Annotated in this window: 15 protein-coding genes; 10 read left to right on the top strand and 5 right to left on the bottom strand. The window is 65.1% G+C overall.

Going from position 1 to position 15,527, the window contains the following annotated elements:
• Positions 1-271: 271 nt before the first annotated feature.
• The 8 genes from VGV60_17680 to VGV60_17645 all read left to right on the top strand — a co-directional run bounded on the left by VGV60_17680 (position 272) and on the right by VGV60_17645 (position 7,721).
• Positions 272-2,359 (top strand): EAL domain-containing protein, encoded by a 2,088-nt coding sequence (locus tag VGV60_17680; GenBank protein HEV8703105.1) that lies wholly within the window; start codon positions 272-274, stop codon positions 2,357-2,359.
• Between the two features lie 213 nt (positions 2,360-2,572).
• Positions 2,573-3,286 carry a GNAT family acetyltransferase gene (locus VGV60_17675; GenBank protein ID HEV8703104.1) on the top strand — a complete coding sequence of 238 codons (714 nt, stop codon included), beginning with the start codon at positions 2,573-2,575 and terminating at the stop codon, positions 3,284-3,286.
• Positions 3,283-3,693 carry a hypothetical protein gene (locus VGV60_17670; protein ID HEV8703103.1) on the top strand — a complete coding sequence of 137 codons (411 nt, stop codon included), beginning with the start codon at positions 3,283-3,285 and terminating at the stop codon, positions 3,691-3,693. The genes VGV60_17675 and VGV60_17670 overlap by 4 nt, the downstream gene beginning before the upstream one ends.
• Positions 3,690-3,962, top strand: coding sequence for a YtxH domain-containing protein (locus tag VGV60_17665; GenBank protein HEV8703102.1), 273 nt, complete (start codon positions 3,690-3,692; stop codon positions 3,960-3,962). Before VGV60_17670 ends, VGV60_17665 begins: the two co-directional genes overlap by 4 nt.
• 81 nt (positions 3,963-4,043) lie before the next feature.
• On the top strand, positions 4,044-5,804 hold the full coding sequence (gene kaiC / locus VGV60_17660) for a circadian clock protein KaiC (protein ID HEV8703101.1): 1,761 nt from the start codon (positions 4,044-4,046) through the stop codon (positions 5,802-5,804).
• A complete protein-coding gene (locus VGV60_17655; GenBank protein HEV8703100.1) occupies positions 5,801-6,157 on the top strand; it encodes a circadian clock KaiB family protein in 357 nt (118 codons plus the stop codon). Before kaiC ends, VGV60_17655 begins: the two co-directional genes overlap by 4 nt.
• Positions 6,154-6,507, top strand: coding sequence for a circadian clock KaiB family protein (locus VGV60_17650; protein ID HEV8703099.1), 354 nt, complete (start codon positions 6,154-6,156; stop codon positions 6,505-6,507). Before VGV60_17655 ends, VGV60_17650 begins: the two co-directional genes overlap by 4 nt.
• A 41-nt stretch (positions 6,508-6,548) precedes the next feature.
• Positions 6,549-7,721 carry an ATP-binding protein gene (locus tag VGV60_17645; GenBank protein HEV8703098.1) on the top strand — a complete coding sequence of 391 codons (1,173 nt, stop codon included), beginning with the start codon at positions 6,549-6,551 and terminating at the stop codon, positions 7,719-7,721.
• 37 nt (positions 7,722-7,758) lie between these two features.
• Here VGV60_17645 and VGV60_17640 read toward each other — a convergent pair whose 3' ends face one another.
• From VGV60_17640 to VGV60_17620, 5 genes are all read right to left on the bottom strand, one after another.
• A complete protein-coding gene (locus tag VGV60_17640) occupies positions 7,759-8,388 on the bottom strand; it encodes a superoxide dismutase (protein HEV8703097.1) in 630 nt (209 codons plus the stop codon).
• 17 nt (positions 8,389-8,405) lie between these two features.
• On the bottom strand, positions 8,406-9,422 hold the full coding sequence (locus tag VGV60_17635) for a GNAT family N-acetyltransferase (protein HEV8703096.1): 1,017 nt from the start codon (positions 9,420-9,422) through the stop codon (positions 8,406-8,408).
• Between the two features lie 138 nt (positions 9,423-9,560).
• Positions 9,561-10,502, bottom strand: coding sequence for a polysaccharide biosynthesis/export family protein (locus tag VGV60_17630; GenBank protein ID HEV8703095.1), 942 nt, complete (start codon positions 10,500-10,502; stop codon positions 9,561-9,563).
• A complete protein-coding gene (locus VGV60_17625; GenBank protein ID HEV8703094.1) occupies positions 10,499-11,791 on the bottom strand; it encodes an outer membrane beta-barrel protein in 1,293 nt (430 codons plus the stop codon). The genes VGV60_17630 and VGV60_17625 overlap by 4 nt, the downstream gene beginning before the upstream one ends.
• The gene (locus tag VGV60_17620) at positions 11,788-12,420 is read right to left on the bottom strand and encodes a response regulator transcription factor (protein ID HEV8703093.1); all 633 of its coding nucleotides are present in this window, start codon (positions 12,418-12,420) and stop codon (positions 11,788-11,790) included. Before VGV60_17620 ends, VGV60_17625 begins: the two co-directional genes overlap by 4 nt.
• A 477-nt stretch (positions 12,421-12,897) precedes the next feature.
• On the opposite strand from VGV60_17620, the gene VGV60_17615 reads away from it, so the two are divergent.
• Together VGV60_17615 and VGV60_17610 are read left to right on the top strand one after the other, a co-directional pair.
• Positions 12,898-15,252 carry a LamG-like jellyroll fold domain-containing protein gene (locus VGV60_17615; protein HEV8703092.1) on the top strand — a complete coding sequence of 785 codons (2,355 nt, stop codon included), beginning with the start codon at positions 12,898-12,900 and terminating at the stop codon, positions 15,250-15,252.
• A gap of 17 nt (positions 15,253-15,269) precedes the next feature.
• Positions 15,270-15,518: a fibronectin type III domain-containing protein gene (locus tag VGV60_17610; protein HEV8703091.1), complete on the top strand. Its 249-nt coding sequence runs from the start codon at positions 15,270-15,272 to the stop codon at positions 15,516-15,518.
• Positions 15,519-15,527: the final 9 nt, after the last annotated feature.

The raw sequence follows: 15,527 nt of genomic DNA, 5'->3' as shown, positions 1-15,527 counted from the left end.
CGCGTCTCCTCTCTATGGATCGATTGAGTCACTCTTATACGCCGGGCTTGCGTGCCAAACATTCGGACGTTCCCCGAACGGGCTGTCAAAAAGATCCTTACAGCAACCTGCCATTGGGGTTTTGGGTCCCAAGCCTTGTAAGGAGCGCCCCGACGAAAGATTCATGAATTCTCCGAATTGCCGGGGCCTGACGATTTGGTTATAACCCTTCGACAATATCGCGAGCCAGGCCGTCCACGCGACGAGGACATGGATGGGAGAGCAGATCCGGATGAAATCGCGCTCCAGGCACCGAGGAGGGAAGCGCGCCTACGACGACGCTCCCATAGGCCTCGCGCTGATCAGCTCCGAGGGGCGCTTCCTGCAGGTCAACCCGAAGCTCTGCACGCTGCTCGGCTACACTCGAAGACAGTTGCTGCGGACCACCCTGGCGGCCGTCACCGATCCGCACGACCTGGAGCTCATGGCGTCGAGTTCCCGCCGATTGCTGGCCGGCGAGGTCGACGAGTTCCGGCTGGAGCAGCATTTCCTGCGCGCCGACGGTCGACCGGCTCTGGGCTGGATCAGCGCATCGGTTGCGGGCGGGAGCGGCGATCGGTCGCTCGCCTGCGTCCTCGAGATGGACGAAGAAGGCGAGCGTGGGCCGGCGCGCGACAGGACCGACGTGGTCGAGATCCACTCGGTCCTGGATGACTTTTTCGACGGAGTCGTGGCGACCGACGAACATGGCCGCATCGCATCCTTCAACCGGGGCGCCCAGAGGCTGTTTGGCTACCAGACGGGCGAAGTCCTGGGCCGCGAGGCGAAGCTGATCATCGCGGAGCCCTACCGGGAGGAGTTCGCGAGCTACCTCGCCGGCTGGATGCGACCCGGGCGGGAGACCGCCCCTACCTCGGGATCACGCGAGATGTGGGGCCGGCGCAAGGACGGATCCACCTTTCCGATCGAGTTCCGCGCCACCCGGATGCTCCTGGGTGGCGAGAAGCTCTTCGTCGGCATCCTGCGGGACATCTCCGAGCAGAAGGCCCAGACAGAGGCGCTCGAATACCAGACCCTTCACGATGTCCTCACGAGCCTGCCGAACCGTACCCTGCTGAACGATCGGCTGCACCAGGCCATCCTGTCAGGGAGCCGCCAAAGAAAATCGGCAGCCGTGCTCGTCATGGACGTGGACGGCTTCAAGGAAGTGAACGACACCCACGGACATCACGTCGGCGACCAGCTCTTGCAGAACATCGCCCTGCGCCTGGAAGGCCTTCTCAGGGGTTCCGATACGGTGGCGCGCCTCGGAGGTGACGAGTTCGCGATCGTACCCGCCATCGGCATGGGAGGAGAGGACGGAGCGACGACCGCGAGGAAGATCCTCCGGGCGCTGGAGCAGCCCTTTCTGATCGACGATCGAGTTGTCCGCATAGCCGCCAGCATCGGTATCGCGGTGTACCCCGCGGATGGACTGGACGCGCCGACTCTGATGCGGCACGCCGATGCGGCGATGTACGTCGCCAAACGAGCCCGGTGCGGCTACGCGGTCTACGCCGCCCGGCAGGACCGCCCGGTCGCCGTGCATCTGCCGCTGGCGCGCGAACTGGGGCACGCCATTGCGCACGACGAGCTGGTGCTTCACTACCAGCCCAAGATCGACTTCCGGATCGGCAAGACGACGGGAGTGGAGGCGCTCGTGCGGTGGCAGCACCCGAAGCAGGGCCTGGTGCCTGCGAATCAATTCATCCCCGTGGCGGAGGAGACCGAGCTCATCAAGCCCCTCACACGGTGGGTGCTCAACCGGGCCTTGCAGCAGAGCCGGATCTGGCTGGAATCGGGTCTCGATATCGACATCGCGGTGAACCTCTCCGCACGGAACCTGCAGGACCCGGATCTGCCGGCGACGGCCAGGGGCATTCTGGAGGCCTGGAGGGTCGATCCGGGCAAATTGAAGGTCGACATTCCGGAGCGCAGCATCATGGCGGCCCCGGTGATCGAAACGGCGACGCATCTCGGCGCCATGGGGATCGGTCTCGCCATCGATGACTTCGGCACCGGCTCCGCGTCGCTGGCGCATCTCTCACGCCTGCCCGTCCGGGAGATCAAGATCGACAGGTCGTTCATCGCCGAGAATCTGGGCCAGGGGAATGACTCCGCCCTCCGCCGGATTGTCGATCGAGGGCACAACATGGGACTCAGGGTGGTCGCCGAAGGCGTGGAGGACCAGGAGACCCTGGGCCGTCTAGTGGATCTCGGCTGCGACGCGGCGCAGGGCTTCCACGTCTGCCCCCCGATCGTCGCAGTGGACCTCGTCCCCTGGCTGCGGCACTCCGCCTGGGGAGTCGCGGCTAGGAATCCACCCCTCCGCGTGCAGTAGGGGGCGCCTCGGGACCATGACCCTTCGCGCCCCTGTTCCGGCCTCGCCGGCACGCCTGTCAGGATTTACCACCCCCGGATTCAGATGCGGCCTGATGTTCGAAGCCCGTATGATCTGCGATTGTGTCTTGGGCGGGAGGTGTCGAGCCGAACGCCCCGGATGTGATGGCTCCATGACGGATTTCGTATCGAACCCAGGAGCGGGAAGCGGGTCATGACCGCGGGAACGGCTGCCCGCCGCATCGGCAGAAGCATCGCGAAGATCGGGCTCGCCCATACCTTGCACGATCTGGCCCTGAGAGCGGCGAACCGGGCCGTGCTGTTCAAGATTCTCAAGGGCATGACGGTCGAGCGAGTCCATGCCGAGTTCCTAGTCTGTCCCGAGCCCTACCGCCCGATGTTTCTCGACGAGAAGATGCTCATGGAATACAGCCGGGATACGGCCAACGACATCCCGAGGGGCTTCCTCGAGGAGGCGCTGGCCAAGGGTGACGAATGCTATGGCATCCTGGCCGGCGACACTCTGGCAGCCTATGGCTGGTACTCCCGCGGGCCGACGCGAATCGATCCTCCGGAGCTCGTGCTGCGCCCCGGTGAGCGATACATTTACATGTACAAGGGGTTCACCCATCCCGGCCACCGCGGACGGCGCCTGCACGCGATCGGCATGACAATGGCCCTGCATCATTACCTGGCCAAAGGCTTCAAGGGACTCGTCTCCTATGTCGAGTCCAACAACTTCAGCTCGCTCACCTCGGTCGTCCGAATGGGCTATGAGATATTCGGCACGGTCTGCGTGCTGAAGATCCTCGGAGCCTATCGCCCGCTCGCCAGCGCCGGGTGGCGGGAGCATGGCGTCCGGATCGAGCCCGCGGAGCGCCGCTTCGTATCGGGTGCCGGGGCGCTCGTCGGAGGGTCCCGTCCATGACCAGTCCGTCGCTCCTGGCGGCCACCGCGCTGCTGGCCCTCCTCGTCGGGGCCGCGCTCCCTGTTCTCTATCAGTTGTACCAGACACTGAAGAGAGCGCGCGCGTTCCTCGATACTGCCGGCCCGCAGGTCGAGAGGACGCTCGATCAGGTGGGTCAGGCCGCGCACCGGCTGGATCGAATCGGCTCGAGCCTCGAGGTGCCGGTGCAGACGCTCAGGCTCCTGCTCGTGACCGCGTCCAACGTGGGCCTGTCGATCGCGCGCTCCGGAATGTGGCTGCGAACAGCCTCATCGGTCGGCGGCGCCGTCGCGCCTGCCGTGATCGCGGGAGTGCGTGCTCTTTTCTCGAGGACTGCTATCCGCGAGACACGTAACAGTCACACATCACACACTAGGGAGACTTCATGACACCTGAAAGCAACGGAAACGGGTTGGGATCGTTCCTGGGGGCGTTTGTGCTGGGCGCCGCGGCAGGAGCGACGATCGCGCTGCTCACCGCGCCCCGCACCGGGCGCGAGACGCGGGAGCGGCTGAAGGGAACTCTATCCGACCTGGGGGAGACGATCGAACGCGTTCCCGGTGCGATCGGGAGAGCCGGCTCCAGGGCCGTGAAGGCGGGCCAGGCGGCCTTCGAACAGGCTCGCGGCGAAGTCGTGCGAGGTTCCGATCACTCCTGATCCGTCACCCGTGCGCGCTGGTCTCGCAAGTCGATGAAGCAGCTGGACTTCATGTCTCGATCCGCGTACAATCAGACCAATATGCCAAGGAAGGTTCCGAGGTCCGCCTCTACTGCGGATTGTCTGCCCAAATGTCCGACGGGCATCCAGGGGTTGGACGAAATCACCGACGGCGGTTTCCCGCGCGGCCGGCCCACGCTGGTGTGCGGCGGCCCCGGTTGCGGCAAGACGCTCCTGGCCGCGGAATTCCTCGTGCGAGGCGCGATGCGGTTCGGCGAGCCGGGCGTCCTGATTTGCTTCGAGGAGACGCAGGCGGAGCTGGAGGCCAACGTCGCGTCGCTCGGATTCGACCTGGCCGGCCTGATGCGGCGCAAGAAGCTCGTGGTCGACCACGTCCGCGTCGAGCGCAGCGAGATCCAGGAGACCGGCGAATACGACCTGGAAGGGTTGTTCGTCCGATTGGATTACGCCATCGATTCCATCGGCGCAAAGCGCGTGGTTCTGGACACGATCGAAGGGCTGTTTGCCGCCTTGCCCAACGAAGCCATCCTGCGTGCCGAGCTGCGCCGCCTGTTCCACTGGCTCAAGAAAAAAGGCGTGACGGCGATCATCACGGCCGAGCGCGGTCGCGATGGGATGACACGCAAGGGGCTCGAGGAATACGTCTCGGATTGCGTCATCCTCCTCGACCACCGGGTCAACGAGAGGATCGCCACCCGGCATTTGCGCGTGGTGAAGTATCGCGGCTCGCTGCACGGCACCAACGAGTTTCCCTTCCTGATCGGAGATCAAGGGATCAGCGTGCTGCCGATCACGTCGCTGGGACTGAATCACGCGGTGTCAAACGAGCGGGTATCGAGCGGCATCGCGCGGCTCGACGCGATGCTGGACGGGAAGGGTTTTTTCCGGGGCGGCAGCATTCTGCTCTCGGGGACGCCGGGCACAGGCAAGACCAGCGTCGCCGCTTTCTTTGCCCAGGCCGCCACCCGGCGCGGTGAGCGCGCTCTTTTCTTCACCTTCGAGGAGTCGCCCAACCAGATTATCCGAAACATGCAGTCCATCGGGTTGCGTCTCGGGCCGTGGGTCAAACGCGGGATTCTGCGTTTCCACGCGGCACGGCCCACGCTGTACGGGCTGGAAATGCACCTGGCGACGATGTTCAAGGAAATCAGCACGTTCCGACCGGGCGTGGTCATCGTCGATCCGATGACCAGCCTGCTGGCCGCGGGCAGCGAATCCGAGACCAGGGCGATGGTGACGCGGCTGATCGACTTTCTGAAGGCCCAGCAGATCACCTCGCTCTTCACCAGCCTGACGCACGAAGGCAGCGCGCTGCAGCAGAGCGAGGTCGCCATCTCCTCGCTGATGGACTCCTGGCTGCTGCTGCAGAACATCGAGAGCAACGGCGAACGAAATCGTGGACTCTACGTGCTGAAGTCGCGCGGCATGTCCCATTCGAACCAGATCCGCGAGTTCGTGATTTCGCATCAGGGCATCGACCTGGTGGACGCCTATATCGGTCCGGGCGGGATGCTGGTCGGCGCGGCCCGCGCGGCGCAAAACGCCCGGGAAAAGGCTGCAGCGCTTGCCAGCGAGCAGGACGCCATGCGCCTCCGGCGCACATTGGAGCGCAAGCACACCGCGGTCGAACGGCAAATCGCGGCGTTACGTTCCGAGTATGAAGCCGAGGAGCAGGATGCCCGGCGTGCCAACGGACAGGCGGCTACGCGAACACTCGTCTTGGCGACCGATCGCGCGGAGCTCGGCCGACTGCGTCACGCGGATCCAGAGCGGAGGGTCGGAGCGCGGAAGCACTCAAAACGAGGCGAGAAAAGGCCATGAATCTCAGAAGTGCAGGACGACGCCGTTCCGACCCGGAGCGATCGGCATCGAAATTCTGGGAACTTCGTCTTTACGTGGCGGGCCAGACGCCGAGGTCGCTGACGGCTTTCTCCAATCTTCAACAGATATGCGAAGGTTACCTCAAGGGGCGCTATCGCATCCAGGTGATCGACCTCGTGGAGAAGCCGCAGCTCTCCAAGGGTGACCAGATTCTGGCCATTCCCACACTTGTGCGCAAGTTGCCCGAGCCCGTGCGAAAAATCATTGGCGACCTGTCCGACACCGAGCGCGTTCTCGTTGGGTTGGATTTACGCCCCCCCCCAGCCCGAGTGACCGTGGGTGACGGATCATGAAGAGAGCCAGGATTGGAATCGCGACGAAAGCGTTTGAGAGGGCTGCGGCGGCGGGGCACACGGGCAAGTATGTCCTGAAGCTCTACGTTGCGGGGGCCACCGAAAAATCGCGCCGGGCCCTCGCGCACGCCCGCCACCTGTGCGACGTTGAACTCAAGGGCCGCTGCGAGCTGGAAGTGATCGACGTCTATCAACAGCCCATCCTGGCGCGTGACGGCCAGATCATCGCGACCCCCACGCTCGTCAAGGACTTCCCGCCGCCGGTGCGCCGATTCATCGGGACCCTGGAGAATTCCGCCCAGATGTTCATCGGGCTCGATCTCCAGACCCGCGGTGAGACGCGGTGGTGAAGACGGCAGGCCGACGACGCTCTCCCCGGGCTGCGTCGTCCATGGTCCTCACCGAGCTCCGCGCCCGCTTGGACGAAGCCGAACAGACGCTCAGCGCGATCCGCAGCGGTGGTGTGGATGCCTTGGTGGTCGGGGGCGACGAGGGACCGCGCGTCTACACTCTCGAAGGCGCCGACTACGTCTACCGGGTGCTCATCGAATCGATGAACGAGGGAGCGCTGATCCTGTCGGCCGACGCGTTGATTCTCTACGCCAATCAGTGCTTCGCCAGGATGCTCAACCGCCCGCTGGCGCGGGTGATGGGCCATTCGTTTCACCGGTTTCTCTCCAAAGAGGACCGGGGCGCGCTGAAATCGCTGCTGAATGGAAAAGCAAAGCCTTCGTCCACGATCCAGGTGCTCCTGCACGCGTCAGACAGCGTGCGGATGCCCGCGCAAGTCTCCCTTCAACGCCTGGTCAAGGCCGGCTTCGACAGCGCGGCCTTCAGCATGGTCGTGACCGACATGACCGAGGCCCGGCGGAGCGAGACATTGCTGCGAAGCTTGTCCCACAGCCTCTTGCAGGGACAGGAGGCCGATCGAAGGCGCCTGGCCCTCGAATTACACGATCGCGCCAGCCAGAGCCTGGGCGCGCTCCTCATCCGCCTCCGTGTATTGGCGGACGATCTTCCGGGGCGCTCCAAGGCATTGCGGCGAGACGTGGCGAAAATCAGCGAGCTGCTCGCCAAGACTGCCGAAGTCGTGGAGGGTATATCAAGAAATCTGCGACCCAGCGTACTGGAGATTCTGGGCCTGGTCCCCGCGGTGCACGCCATCATCGGGGAGTTCACGAAGCGGACGGGCATACCCGTCAAGACCGCCTGCGCGCGAGTGCCCACGCAGCTATCCGCGGAAGCCGAGATGGCGCTCTACCGCGCGCTCGAGGAGGCCCTGAAGAACGTGGAGAAACACGCTGATGCCCGCCATGCGACGGTCCATCTGGGGCAGCAGGGTGCGGTCGTCAGACTGGTGATCGGCGACGACGGGGTCGGATTCGACCCGCGTCAGCCCCCGGCAGGCGGAAACGGAAACGGGAAGTTGGGCCTGATCAGCCTGCGCGAGCGACTCGCCTCAGTGGGCGGCGCCCTCAAGATCAAGTCCGAGCGGGGTGTCGGCACCGAGATCCAGGCGCGCATTCCACTGCCGCGCGGTGCCGCCCGTCGGCTGCACGACTGATGCGGGGGAGGCGCGCCGTGCCGGTCGCCGGGACCGGCTACCGCGGCCCGGCCGTCAATCCGACGTCGAGCTTCCGAGCCGCCTCGAAGCGGCCGGCGATGTCCTTCCAGTTCCACAGCCGCCAGACCGCCTCGAAGTACTCGGACTTCCGGTCCCGGTATTGCAGATAGTAGGCGTGCTCCCAGGCGTCGATCACCATCAGCGGCACACCACCCTGGCTGAGGTTCGACTGGTGGTCGTAAATCTGGGTGATCAGCAGGCGCTTGCCGATCGGCTCCCAGATAAGCGCCGCCCAGCCGGACCCCATGATCGTCGCAGCGACCTCCCTGAGCTGCCGGCTGAACTTGTCGAACGATTCGAAGTCCCGATCGATTGAGCGCGCCAGATCGCCGTCGGGCCGATCCCCCCCTTTCGGCACGAGGTTCTTCCACAAGATCGAATGCAGGATGTGGCCGGAGAGGTTGAAGGCAAGGGCGCGCTCCAGCGCCGCCAGTCGGGTGAAATCCTCCGTGGCGCGCGCCTCGTCGAGGCGACCGAGAGTGGCGTTCGCGTTCTTGACGTAGCCGGCGTGGTGCTTGCCGTGGTGCAGCTCCATGATCGTGCCGGAGATGTGCGGCTCGAGGGCGCCGAAGTCGTAGTCGAGATCCGGGAGGGTGTAGGGGGGCATGGGGAGCTCCGTGCGGCTCACGCGTTGATGGTGTGCGGCGCCCTTCCCGATTTCCTGAAATCAAGCCAGTGATACAGATTGCGCGCCGTCTCGAGGAATGGAACGAAGTTCCTGCGGTAGCTGTGGTAGGGAGCGTCGGTGCCGCCGAACTTCCGGGTGAACCGGCTGGGCACCGGTCCGCCGCCGATGTTGAACAGGGGAATGCGCCGGCGGATCGCCTCCCGCATCGCCGTCCAGTGCAAGAGCTCGTTGGGACAGAGCTCCAGATGGGCCAGATCCGACGCCCCGTCCCAGTAATACATCGAGCGTTCGTCGTGCGGGTAGAAGGCCACCCCGATAACCCGTCCCCGGTATCTGACCCGCACGCTGAACAGACGGTCCGCGGGCGTCAGGCACGCCATCAGCGACCGGGGGCGCTCGATTCCATATTGAGGCCACCGACCCTTGCGCTGCAGAACCATGGTGAGGTAGCGGTAGAAGTCCTCGACGATCGCGACGTCATCGGTGATCTCCGCCTCGAGGCCGCTCTTCTCCGCCTTGCGAATTCGCGTCCTGCATGTGCCTCTCATCGCCGCCCAGGCCGAAGCCTCGTCCCGGGCCAGCGGGCAGATGTGGGTGACGTTGGGAGAGACCTTGAAGCCCAGCCGGCGCATCAGCTGCGGATCCAGCCAGTCATTCGCCAGCTCCAGGCTGGCAATCCGCTTCACTCGACAGAGTCTCACCAGGGCCTGCACCAGCTCGGCCTGGGCCACCCCGCCGCTCACCAGCGGCCCCATGTACATGCCCGCTTCGGGCAGAGGGCTGCCGTACACCGGGAACAGCATGACCTTGTTGACCCGTAAGGCGCAGAAATAGCCTGCGGTCCATCCGCCCTGCCGGATCTCGAAATACTCGAGGTGGCCCAGCGGATGAATCGTCTGGACAAAGTCCAGCCAGGCCGATTCGTGGAACAGGGTCTTGGTCGCGAACCCCCGGATGTTCCGGTCCCACTCGTTCGGCCGCCCGGGGAGTTGGACGATTTCCAGTACGGTCATGTCCCGGAGCCCTCTGTGACGCGTTCATGCGCTTGCACCAAGGTCTCGGCCGCAGGTGACCTTTGTACCTCACCCCCGCAGCGCCCGCCATGGGGACTTCTCTGAATTTCCGAGGCTTCTTTCCCGACAGGGCGGTGTCTAGAAGGTCCGTCTGGGAACCATGACGACATCGCCGGCCAGGAGGCGGAAGTCCGCCGTCTTCCCGTCCTCGATGGTCTTGAGGTTCACGACCAGCTTGCGGCGCAGGTTGTTGCTCTCGGACCTCAGGATTTCGATCTGCTTGCGGTTGGCGAACGGCGTGAGGCCGCCGCCCTCGGCCAGGAGGTCGATGAGACGCATGTTCGGTCTGAGAATATGGCGTCCCGGGGTGCGGATTTCGCCGATGAGTGTGACCCATTGGCTGCCGTATTCCCGCACATTGACGCTGACCTGGGGATCGACGACGTAGTCCTTCCCCAGACTGCGGGTGATCTCCTTGCCGATCTGGGGCAGGTCTTTCCCCGCCACCGGGACGTCCCCGATGAGCGGGAAGTCGATCGCCCCGTCCACCCGCACCTCGATGGTTCTGCTGAGGTCGGCATGCCCGAACACGGCGATCTCCAGCTTGTCCCCGGCGCCGACGAGATACTCGCTGGGCGCGGTCGTCGCCTGGATCGGCGCAGCGGCGCCTCCCTGGAACCGAAGATTGAGCCCCTGCCCGGCCAGCTCCACAGCCGCCAGGACACCCTCTCCGAGGGTAAGGCGGATGCGCAGGGCCAGGCCGGGCTCCGGCGACTTCTCCACCAGCGCTTCGCGCAACAGGGGGCTGTCCAGGGCGTAGCGCTTCTTGAGGCGGCTCGTAGCGGCCGGAAAGTCGATCACCACCTGGCGAGGCTCCGCCTTGGCCTGCGTGCATGTGAACCGCGGAACGGGAACGGAGGTCTTGAGGGCGATGATGGTGCCGTCGGTCGACGCCTGGAGGGTGAGTGCCTCGACGGCATCGCCGCTCGGTGGTGCGGCGGCGGCGAGCAGAAGGTGCTGCGGGGCCAGGCACAGGGCGAGGCAGGCCGCGAGAGTCGATCCGGAGATCCTCGACCTCACAGCCACCCCGCTTCAAGACGGAACAGGATGCGGTGCAATTGATAATGGAAGGGGTCCGCGCCCACGCCCCCGCTCATCTGCAGGACGTTGGATTCACGCTCCTCGAGTTGGATGCCGACATACCCGCGCAGGTTCTTGACGAACTGGTGTCCCGTGCCGACATCCAGCCGGATCAGCCGTTCCCTGCGACCCACCCCTTGCATCGGGACGTACTGGTTTTCCTGGAGCAAGGCGCCGGCGTCCATGTAAGAGCTGCGGCCGAGCTGGCGAGTCCAGCGGGCCCGCCCCTCCGTGGCGATGTAGTAGTTGCTGTCGGCGTAGATGGAGGCGTACGGCTTCCTCAGGAGGCCGAAATCGAGCCGGGTGACCTCCGCCACCTGCCAGACGACGCTGGCCTCGGCGACCGGACCCGAGAAGTTCCGCCCGCGTCCCCCATCGAAGTCCAGGCCCTGATAGCCAGCCGAGACCTGCGTCACGAGACCCTCGTTGACGGTCCGCGTGAGGCCGAGGCCGATCGAGCGGGACTGGATCGTGACATCCCGGGTGCCCGTCAACGTCTGGGTCGTTCCTTCGAACGCGGAGTAGCCGTACAGGCTGGTCGGCTCGCTGAGCTTGTAGCTGTAGCGCCCCTCGATTGTCCGCGTCGTGTAGCCGTAATCGACGATCTGGCCGGAGGCCGGGGGGCCGAGCCCCGTGACGAAGTTCGAGACGAACCCCGTGAAGGAGGAACGGGAGTAGCTCGGAAGGAGAGAGAACCCATGGCGCACGCCCAGGGTCACCCCGATTTCCACCTGGGGGTTGTGGATAGCATAGTGGCCCAGGCCGAACGGCAATCCGTTCCGTTCGTCGACCTGCTCCTGAAGCGAGACGGTGCCGTTCACGTAGTGGTCGCGGAACGCGAGGGTGATGGCGCGCCCCGTCTGGAACAGGCCCTCCATGTCAAAGACGTGGTTGAGCCGATCCTCCGGCTCGAAGCGGTCGCTCGTGTAGCCGCGAGTGAAGGGCGCGTAGACCAACCGGATCCGGCTGTGACGAATGGGCAGATCCGCCAGGAGTCGGGCCCTCAGCACGATGGCGCCCGAAGCGATGGGGTCGCTACCGGGCAGGTCGGTGCTCATGAACAGGATGTTGTTGTCGTAGGTGTACTCGTATGCGAGGGAAGGGTGGAGAACGAAGTGGCCGACTTTCAATCCCTCGCCCAGGGACTCGTAAGACTGTGCCTGAGCGGAACCCGCCAGGGCCACCACCAGGAGCCCGCCCAGGGCAGCGGTCCACCTGGAAAGGATCACGGCTGGATGACGCCCCGGCGGATGGCGTACCGGACGAGGCCGGCTGTCTCGTAGATGTCGAGCTTGCCCATCAATCGCATCCGGTGCGTCTCGACCGTCTTGGGGCTGACGCCGAGGATGCCGGCAATTTCCTTGGTCGTCTTGCCTTCGGCGATCAGCTGCAGCACTTCGCGCTCCCGTCCGCTCAGGGGATTGACCCGGCTTGCTTCATTTTCGAGGTAGGCCTTCAGGAGCTCGCGCGACACGCCGGAGCTCAGGTAGAGCGCCCCGCGCGACACCTCGTGAATCGCCTGGATCAGGTCGGCCGCGGCCTTCGTCTTCACGAGGTACCCGTTCACCCCCGCCCGCAGCGCGTCGAGGATGTACTGCTCATCGGTATAGTTCGTCAGGAGAATCTTCTTCGTGGCGGGGGACACCTTCCCCATCTCACGGGCGGCGTCCAGCCCGTTCAGGAGCGGCATCGCCAGATCGAGGATCGCCACATCGGGCTTGAGCTTCTCGGTCAGCTTGACAGCCTGACGGCCGTCGGCCGCCATGCCGACCACGTCGAACTTCTCACGCTCCAAGAGACCCTTCATGCCCTGGAGGAAGATCGGATGGTCGTCGGCCAGCAGGACCCGTGTGGACATGATCAACTCACCAGCAGCATGGGCTTCCGCAATCAAGTAACCTGTTCTCGGCCCTCCACTTCAGAGAACCGAGGGCGTGCAGCGTGGAGGGCCCGTCGAGATGACAGGAATGGTACACCCCATTGTCGTGTGTCGATGGAGGATAAAGATGGTGGAAATTCCTTACAGCCTGTCAGGATGTCCCTGACAGGTGACGCTTTGACGCCAGATAGGCACGACCGGTCCTGGCAGGATCCCGAAACTGGAGTCTTCAAGGTGGATCGAGTTGATCGCACGAACCATGCTTCGCAACCTCTGGGGCACAAGTACCCGCTTCGCAGCAGGATCCGGACACCAGGACGGCGTGCATCCCTGCATGGCACATCGCTTGCTCCTATCAGCCACTCCTCATGGCGGATGATCTCTCCACGAGCAGGGGAGCCATGCCGGAAGGCTGCGGGATTGAGCCGTATGCCGTGGGGAAAGTGGAGGGGCCCCATGAACTGGTTCAGCCCTCGTTTCGTCCACCGGGCAATCCAGGTTGCCGTCATCGCGGCGATCGCCGTCCCTTCACCCCGGCCCCAGTTCGCCCAGAGCGCTTCCGACTCGAGTTCGACGAGCGTTCCCGGCGGCTTCATCGAGAAAACCAACAGCACCTCCGTGCGTCCGCTTCTGACTTCGACCCAGATCCAGTCCCTGCTTCCCGCGCGCGGGGCATTCGTCTTCCCGCCCCCCTACAACACCCAGGGGGTCCGAATCACCAACGGCACGGACTGCGGGGGATCGGACTGCCTGGAGTCCGTGGGGTACTCGTACTGGAGCAACATGAACAACTCGGCCGGGAGCGACACCATGCTCATCTTCCTCGGGCTGAGCCGTTCCAAGGGCGGCAGCGGTCCCACGCTGTTCAGCTACAACAAGGTCACGGACGAGGTCCGCGTCGTGGGGCCGCTGTTCGATTCCGCGAGTCCTCTCTCCTGGGCCTCGGGGGAAGGCTGGTACTTCAGCGCGACCCTGCCCACCGCCCTCTATCTGAACAGCGGGTCGTCCCTCCTGCGCTACGACGTCGTCGCCCATCAGATGCAGACGGTGTTCGACGCCGCTCCCCAGTACGGGAGCGACAAGTACATCTGGCAGGTGCACTCCAGCAGCGACGACCGGGTCCATTCGGCGACCCTCCGATCATCGGTCAACTACGAAATGCTGGGCTGCCTGGCGTACCGCGAGGACACCCGGCAGTTCTCCTACTTTCCCAGGAATGGCGACTTCGACGAGTGCCAGATCGACAAGAGCGGCCGGTGGCTGGTGATCAAGGAGAACGTCGACGGGCTCTACGGCGAGGACAACCGGATTATTGACCTTCAATCGGGAGTGGAGAAGGTCCTGCTCGACCAGAACGGCGCCGCCGGCCATTCGGACAATGGGTATGGGAACATGGTCTACTCGGACAACTGGCACAGCCTGCCCAATGCGATCCGCGTCTTCGAGTTCGGCACGGACCCGCTCCGGGCCCCGCTCGTCCACCACAACATGGACTGGTCTGTGGCGGCGCCGGCCCACGTGAGCTTCGCCAACGCGAAGCCCGGGACGCCGCTCGGGCAGCAGTACGCGTGCGGCACCGGCGCCAACCGGATCAACTCCAACCGCGCCAACGAGATCATCTGCTTCCGCCTGGACACGTCTCTGGACGTTCTGGTTGTGGCTCCGGTGATGACCAACCTGGACGCTCCCGGTGGGGGCAGCGAGGTCTACTCGAAGCTGCCTAAGGGGAACCTCGACCCGACCGGCCAGTACCTCATCTGGACCTCCAACATGGGCGGCAGCCGGCAGGACGCCTTCGTCGTCAAGGTTCCCGCGCAGCTACTCGTGAGCCCGGCTTCCGGCGACACGGCACCACCCGTGCTCTCCGGGGTCAGCGTCACGCAGGTGACTTCCAGTGGGGCTTTGCTCAGCTGGACCACAAGCGAAGCGAGCGACTCGCAGGTCGAGTACGGGCCGACCACCGCCTATGGCAGCATGACCTCGCTCGATCCGGCGCTGCTGCTCGCCCACGCGCAGGCGCCGGGCGGCCTGGCGGCGGGCACCCTGTACCACGTCCGGGCCCGATCGCGTGATGCGGCGGGCAACCTCGCCGTCTCTGGGGATTTCACCTTCACGACCAGCGCCGTGACGACTCCGGCGTCCGGCCCGATCGGCCATTGGACGCTCGATGAGTTGTCGGGCGCGCTCGCCGCCGACTCGTCCGGCAGCGGCGGCACCGGCACGCTCCTGAACGGCCCGCTCCACGTCCCCGGCCGACTGGGCGGGGCCCTGTCCTTCAACGGCGTGGACGAAAGCGTCAGCGTCCCCCACGCGGCCGTGCTCGACGCCTATCCCCTCACGGTTTCGCTCTGGGTGAATACGGCGACAAGCACTCTGAGCGGCCTGGTCAACAAGTACTTCCCCGCTTCGTTGAGCGGCTACCAGGTGTTCACCAGCGGCGGCAATCTGTGCGCGTGGTATTTCAGGGACGCGTCGAACTACGTCTGGGACGGCAGCGGGTGCACGCTCGCGACGCCCGGGTTCAACGATGGCCAGTGGCACCACGTGGCCTTCATCGTGGATGCATCGGGCGGGCGCCTGTTCGTCGACGGCACGCTGCGGGCGTCGCGGCCCTGGACCGGGACGCCGGGCGCAACGACCACGACGCAGGGCCTGAGCCTCGCGCAATACCCAGGGACGGCCAGTCCCTGCCTTCCGGGCCGGCTCGACGACGTCCGGATCTACAACCGGGCCCTCAGCCCGGGCGACGTGTCGTCCCTGTTCAACGTCGATTCAACGTCGCGCCCGCTCTGGACACGACGCCCCCGCTGATCTCGCGGGCGTTCGCCATGAAAAACCTGAGCGGCAGCGGTGAGCTCGTGAGATGGACGACGGATGAGCCCGGTGACTCGCAAGTCGAGTACGGGACCACAACGGCCTACGGCTCCACCACGACGCTGGACGCTTCCCTGGTGACCACGCACTCGCAGATCCTCGCCGGCCTGGCGCCCCTCACCCTCTACCACTGCCGCGTCCGATCGCGCGATGCGGCGGGCAACCTGGCCATTTCGCCGGATTTCATCTTCAAGACCCTTTGATTGAGCACC

Source organism: Candidatus Polarisedimenticolia bacterium, assembly GCA_036001465.1.
Lineage (GTDB): Bacteria > Acidobacteriota > Polarisedimenticolia > Gp22-AA2 > Gp22-AA2 > Gp22-AA3.
The sequence above is the reverse complement of the archived record's forward strand: the minus strand, read 5'-3'. Positions and strand labels throughout refer to the sequence as shown.

Excerpts from the sequence above, each read along its gene's own strand:
- VGV60_17680 (HEV8703105.1), top strand. The coding sequence starts at position 272 with ATGAAATCGCGCTCCAGGCACCGAGGAGGGAAGCGCGCCTACGACGAC.
- VGV60_17640 (HEV8703097.1), bottom strand. The coding sequence starts at position 8,388 with ATGCCCCCCTACACCCTCCCGGATCTCGACTACGACTTCGGCGCCCTC.
- VGV60_17635 (HEV8703096.1), bottom strand. The coding sequence starts at position 9,422 with ATGACCGTACTGGAAATCGTCCAACTCCCCGGGCGGCCGAACGAGTGG.
- VGV60_17615 (HEV8703092.1), top strand. The coding sequence starts at position 12,898 with ATGAACTGGTTCAGCCCTCGTTTCGTCCACCGGGCAATCCAGGTTGCC.
- VGV60_17610 (HEV8703091.1), top strand. The coding sequence starts at position 15,270 with ATGAAAAACCTGAGCGGCAGCGGTGAGCTCGTGAGATGGACGACGGAT.
- VGV60_17675 (HEV8703104.1), top strand. The coding sequence starts at position 2,573 with ATGACCGCGGGAACGGCTGCCCGCCGCATCGGCAGAAGCATCGCGAAG.
- VGV60_17665 (HEV8703102.1), top strand. The coding sequence starts at position 3,690 with ATGACACCTGAAAGCAACGGAAACGGGTTGGGATCGTTCCTGGGGGCG.
- VGV60_17670 (HEV8703103.1), top strand. The coding sequence starts at position 3,283 with ATGACCAGTCCGTCGCTCCTGGCGGCCACCGCGCTGCTGGCCCTCCTC.
- VGV60_17650 (HEV8703099.1), top strand. The coding sequence starts at position 6,154 with ATGAAGAGAGCCAGGATTGGAATCGCGACGAAAGCGTTTGAGAGGGCT.
- kaiC (HEV8703101.1), top strand. The coding sequence starts at position 4,044 with ATGCCAAGGAAGGTTCCGAGGTCCGCCTCTACTGCGGATTGTCTGCCC.
- VGV60_17655 (HEV8703100.1), top strand. The coding sequence starts at position 5,801 with ATGAATCTCAGAAGTGCAGGACGACGCCGTTCCGACCCGGAGCGATCG.
- VGV60_17620 (HEV8703093.1), bottom strand. The coding sequence starts at position 12,420 with ATGTCCACACGGGTCCTGCTGGCCGACGACCATCCGATCTTCCTCCAG.
- VGV60_17645 (HEV8703098.1), top strand. The coding sequence starts at position 6,549 with ATGGTCCTCACCGAGCTCCGCGCCCGCTTGGACGAAGCCGAACAGACG.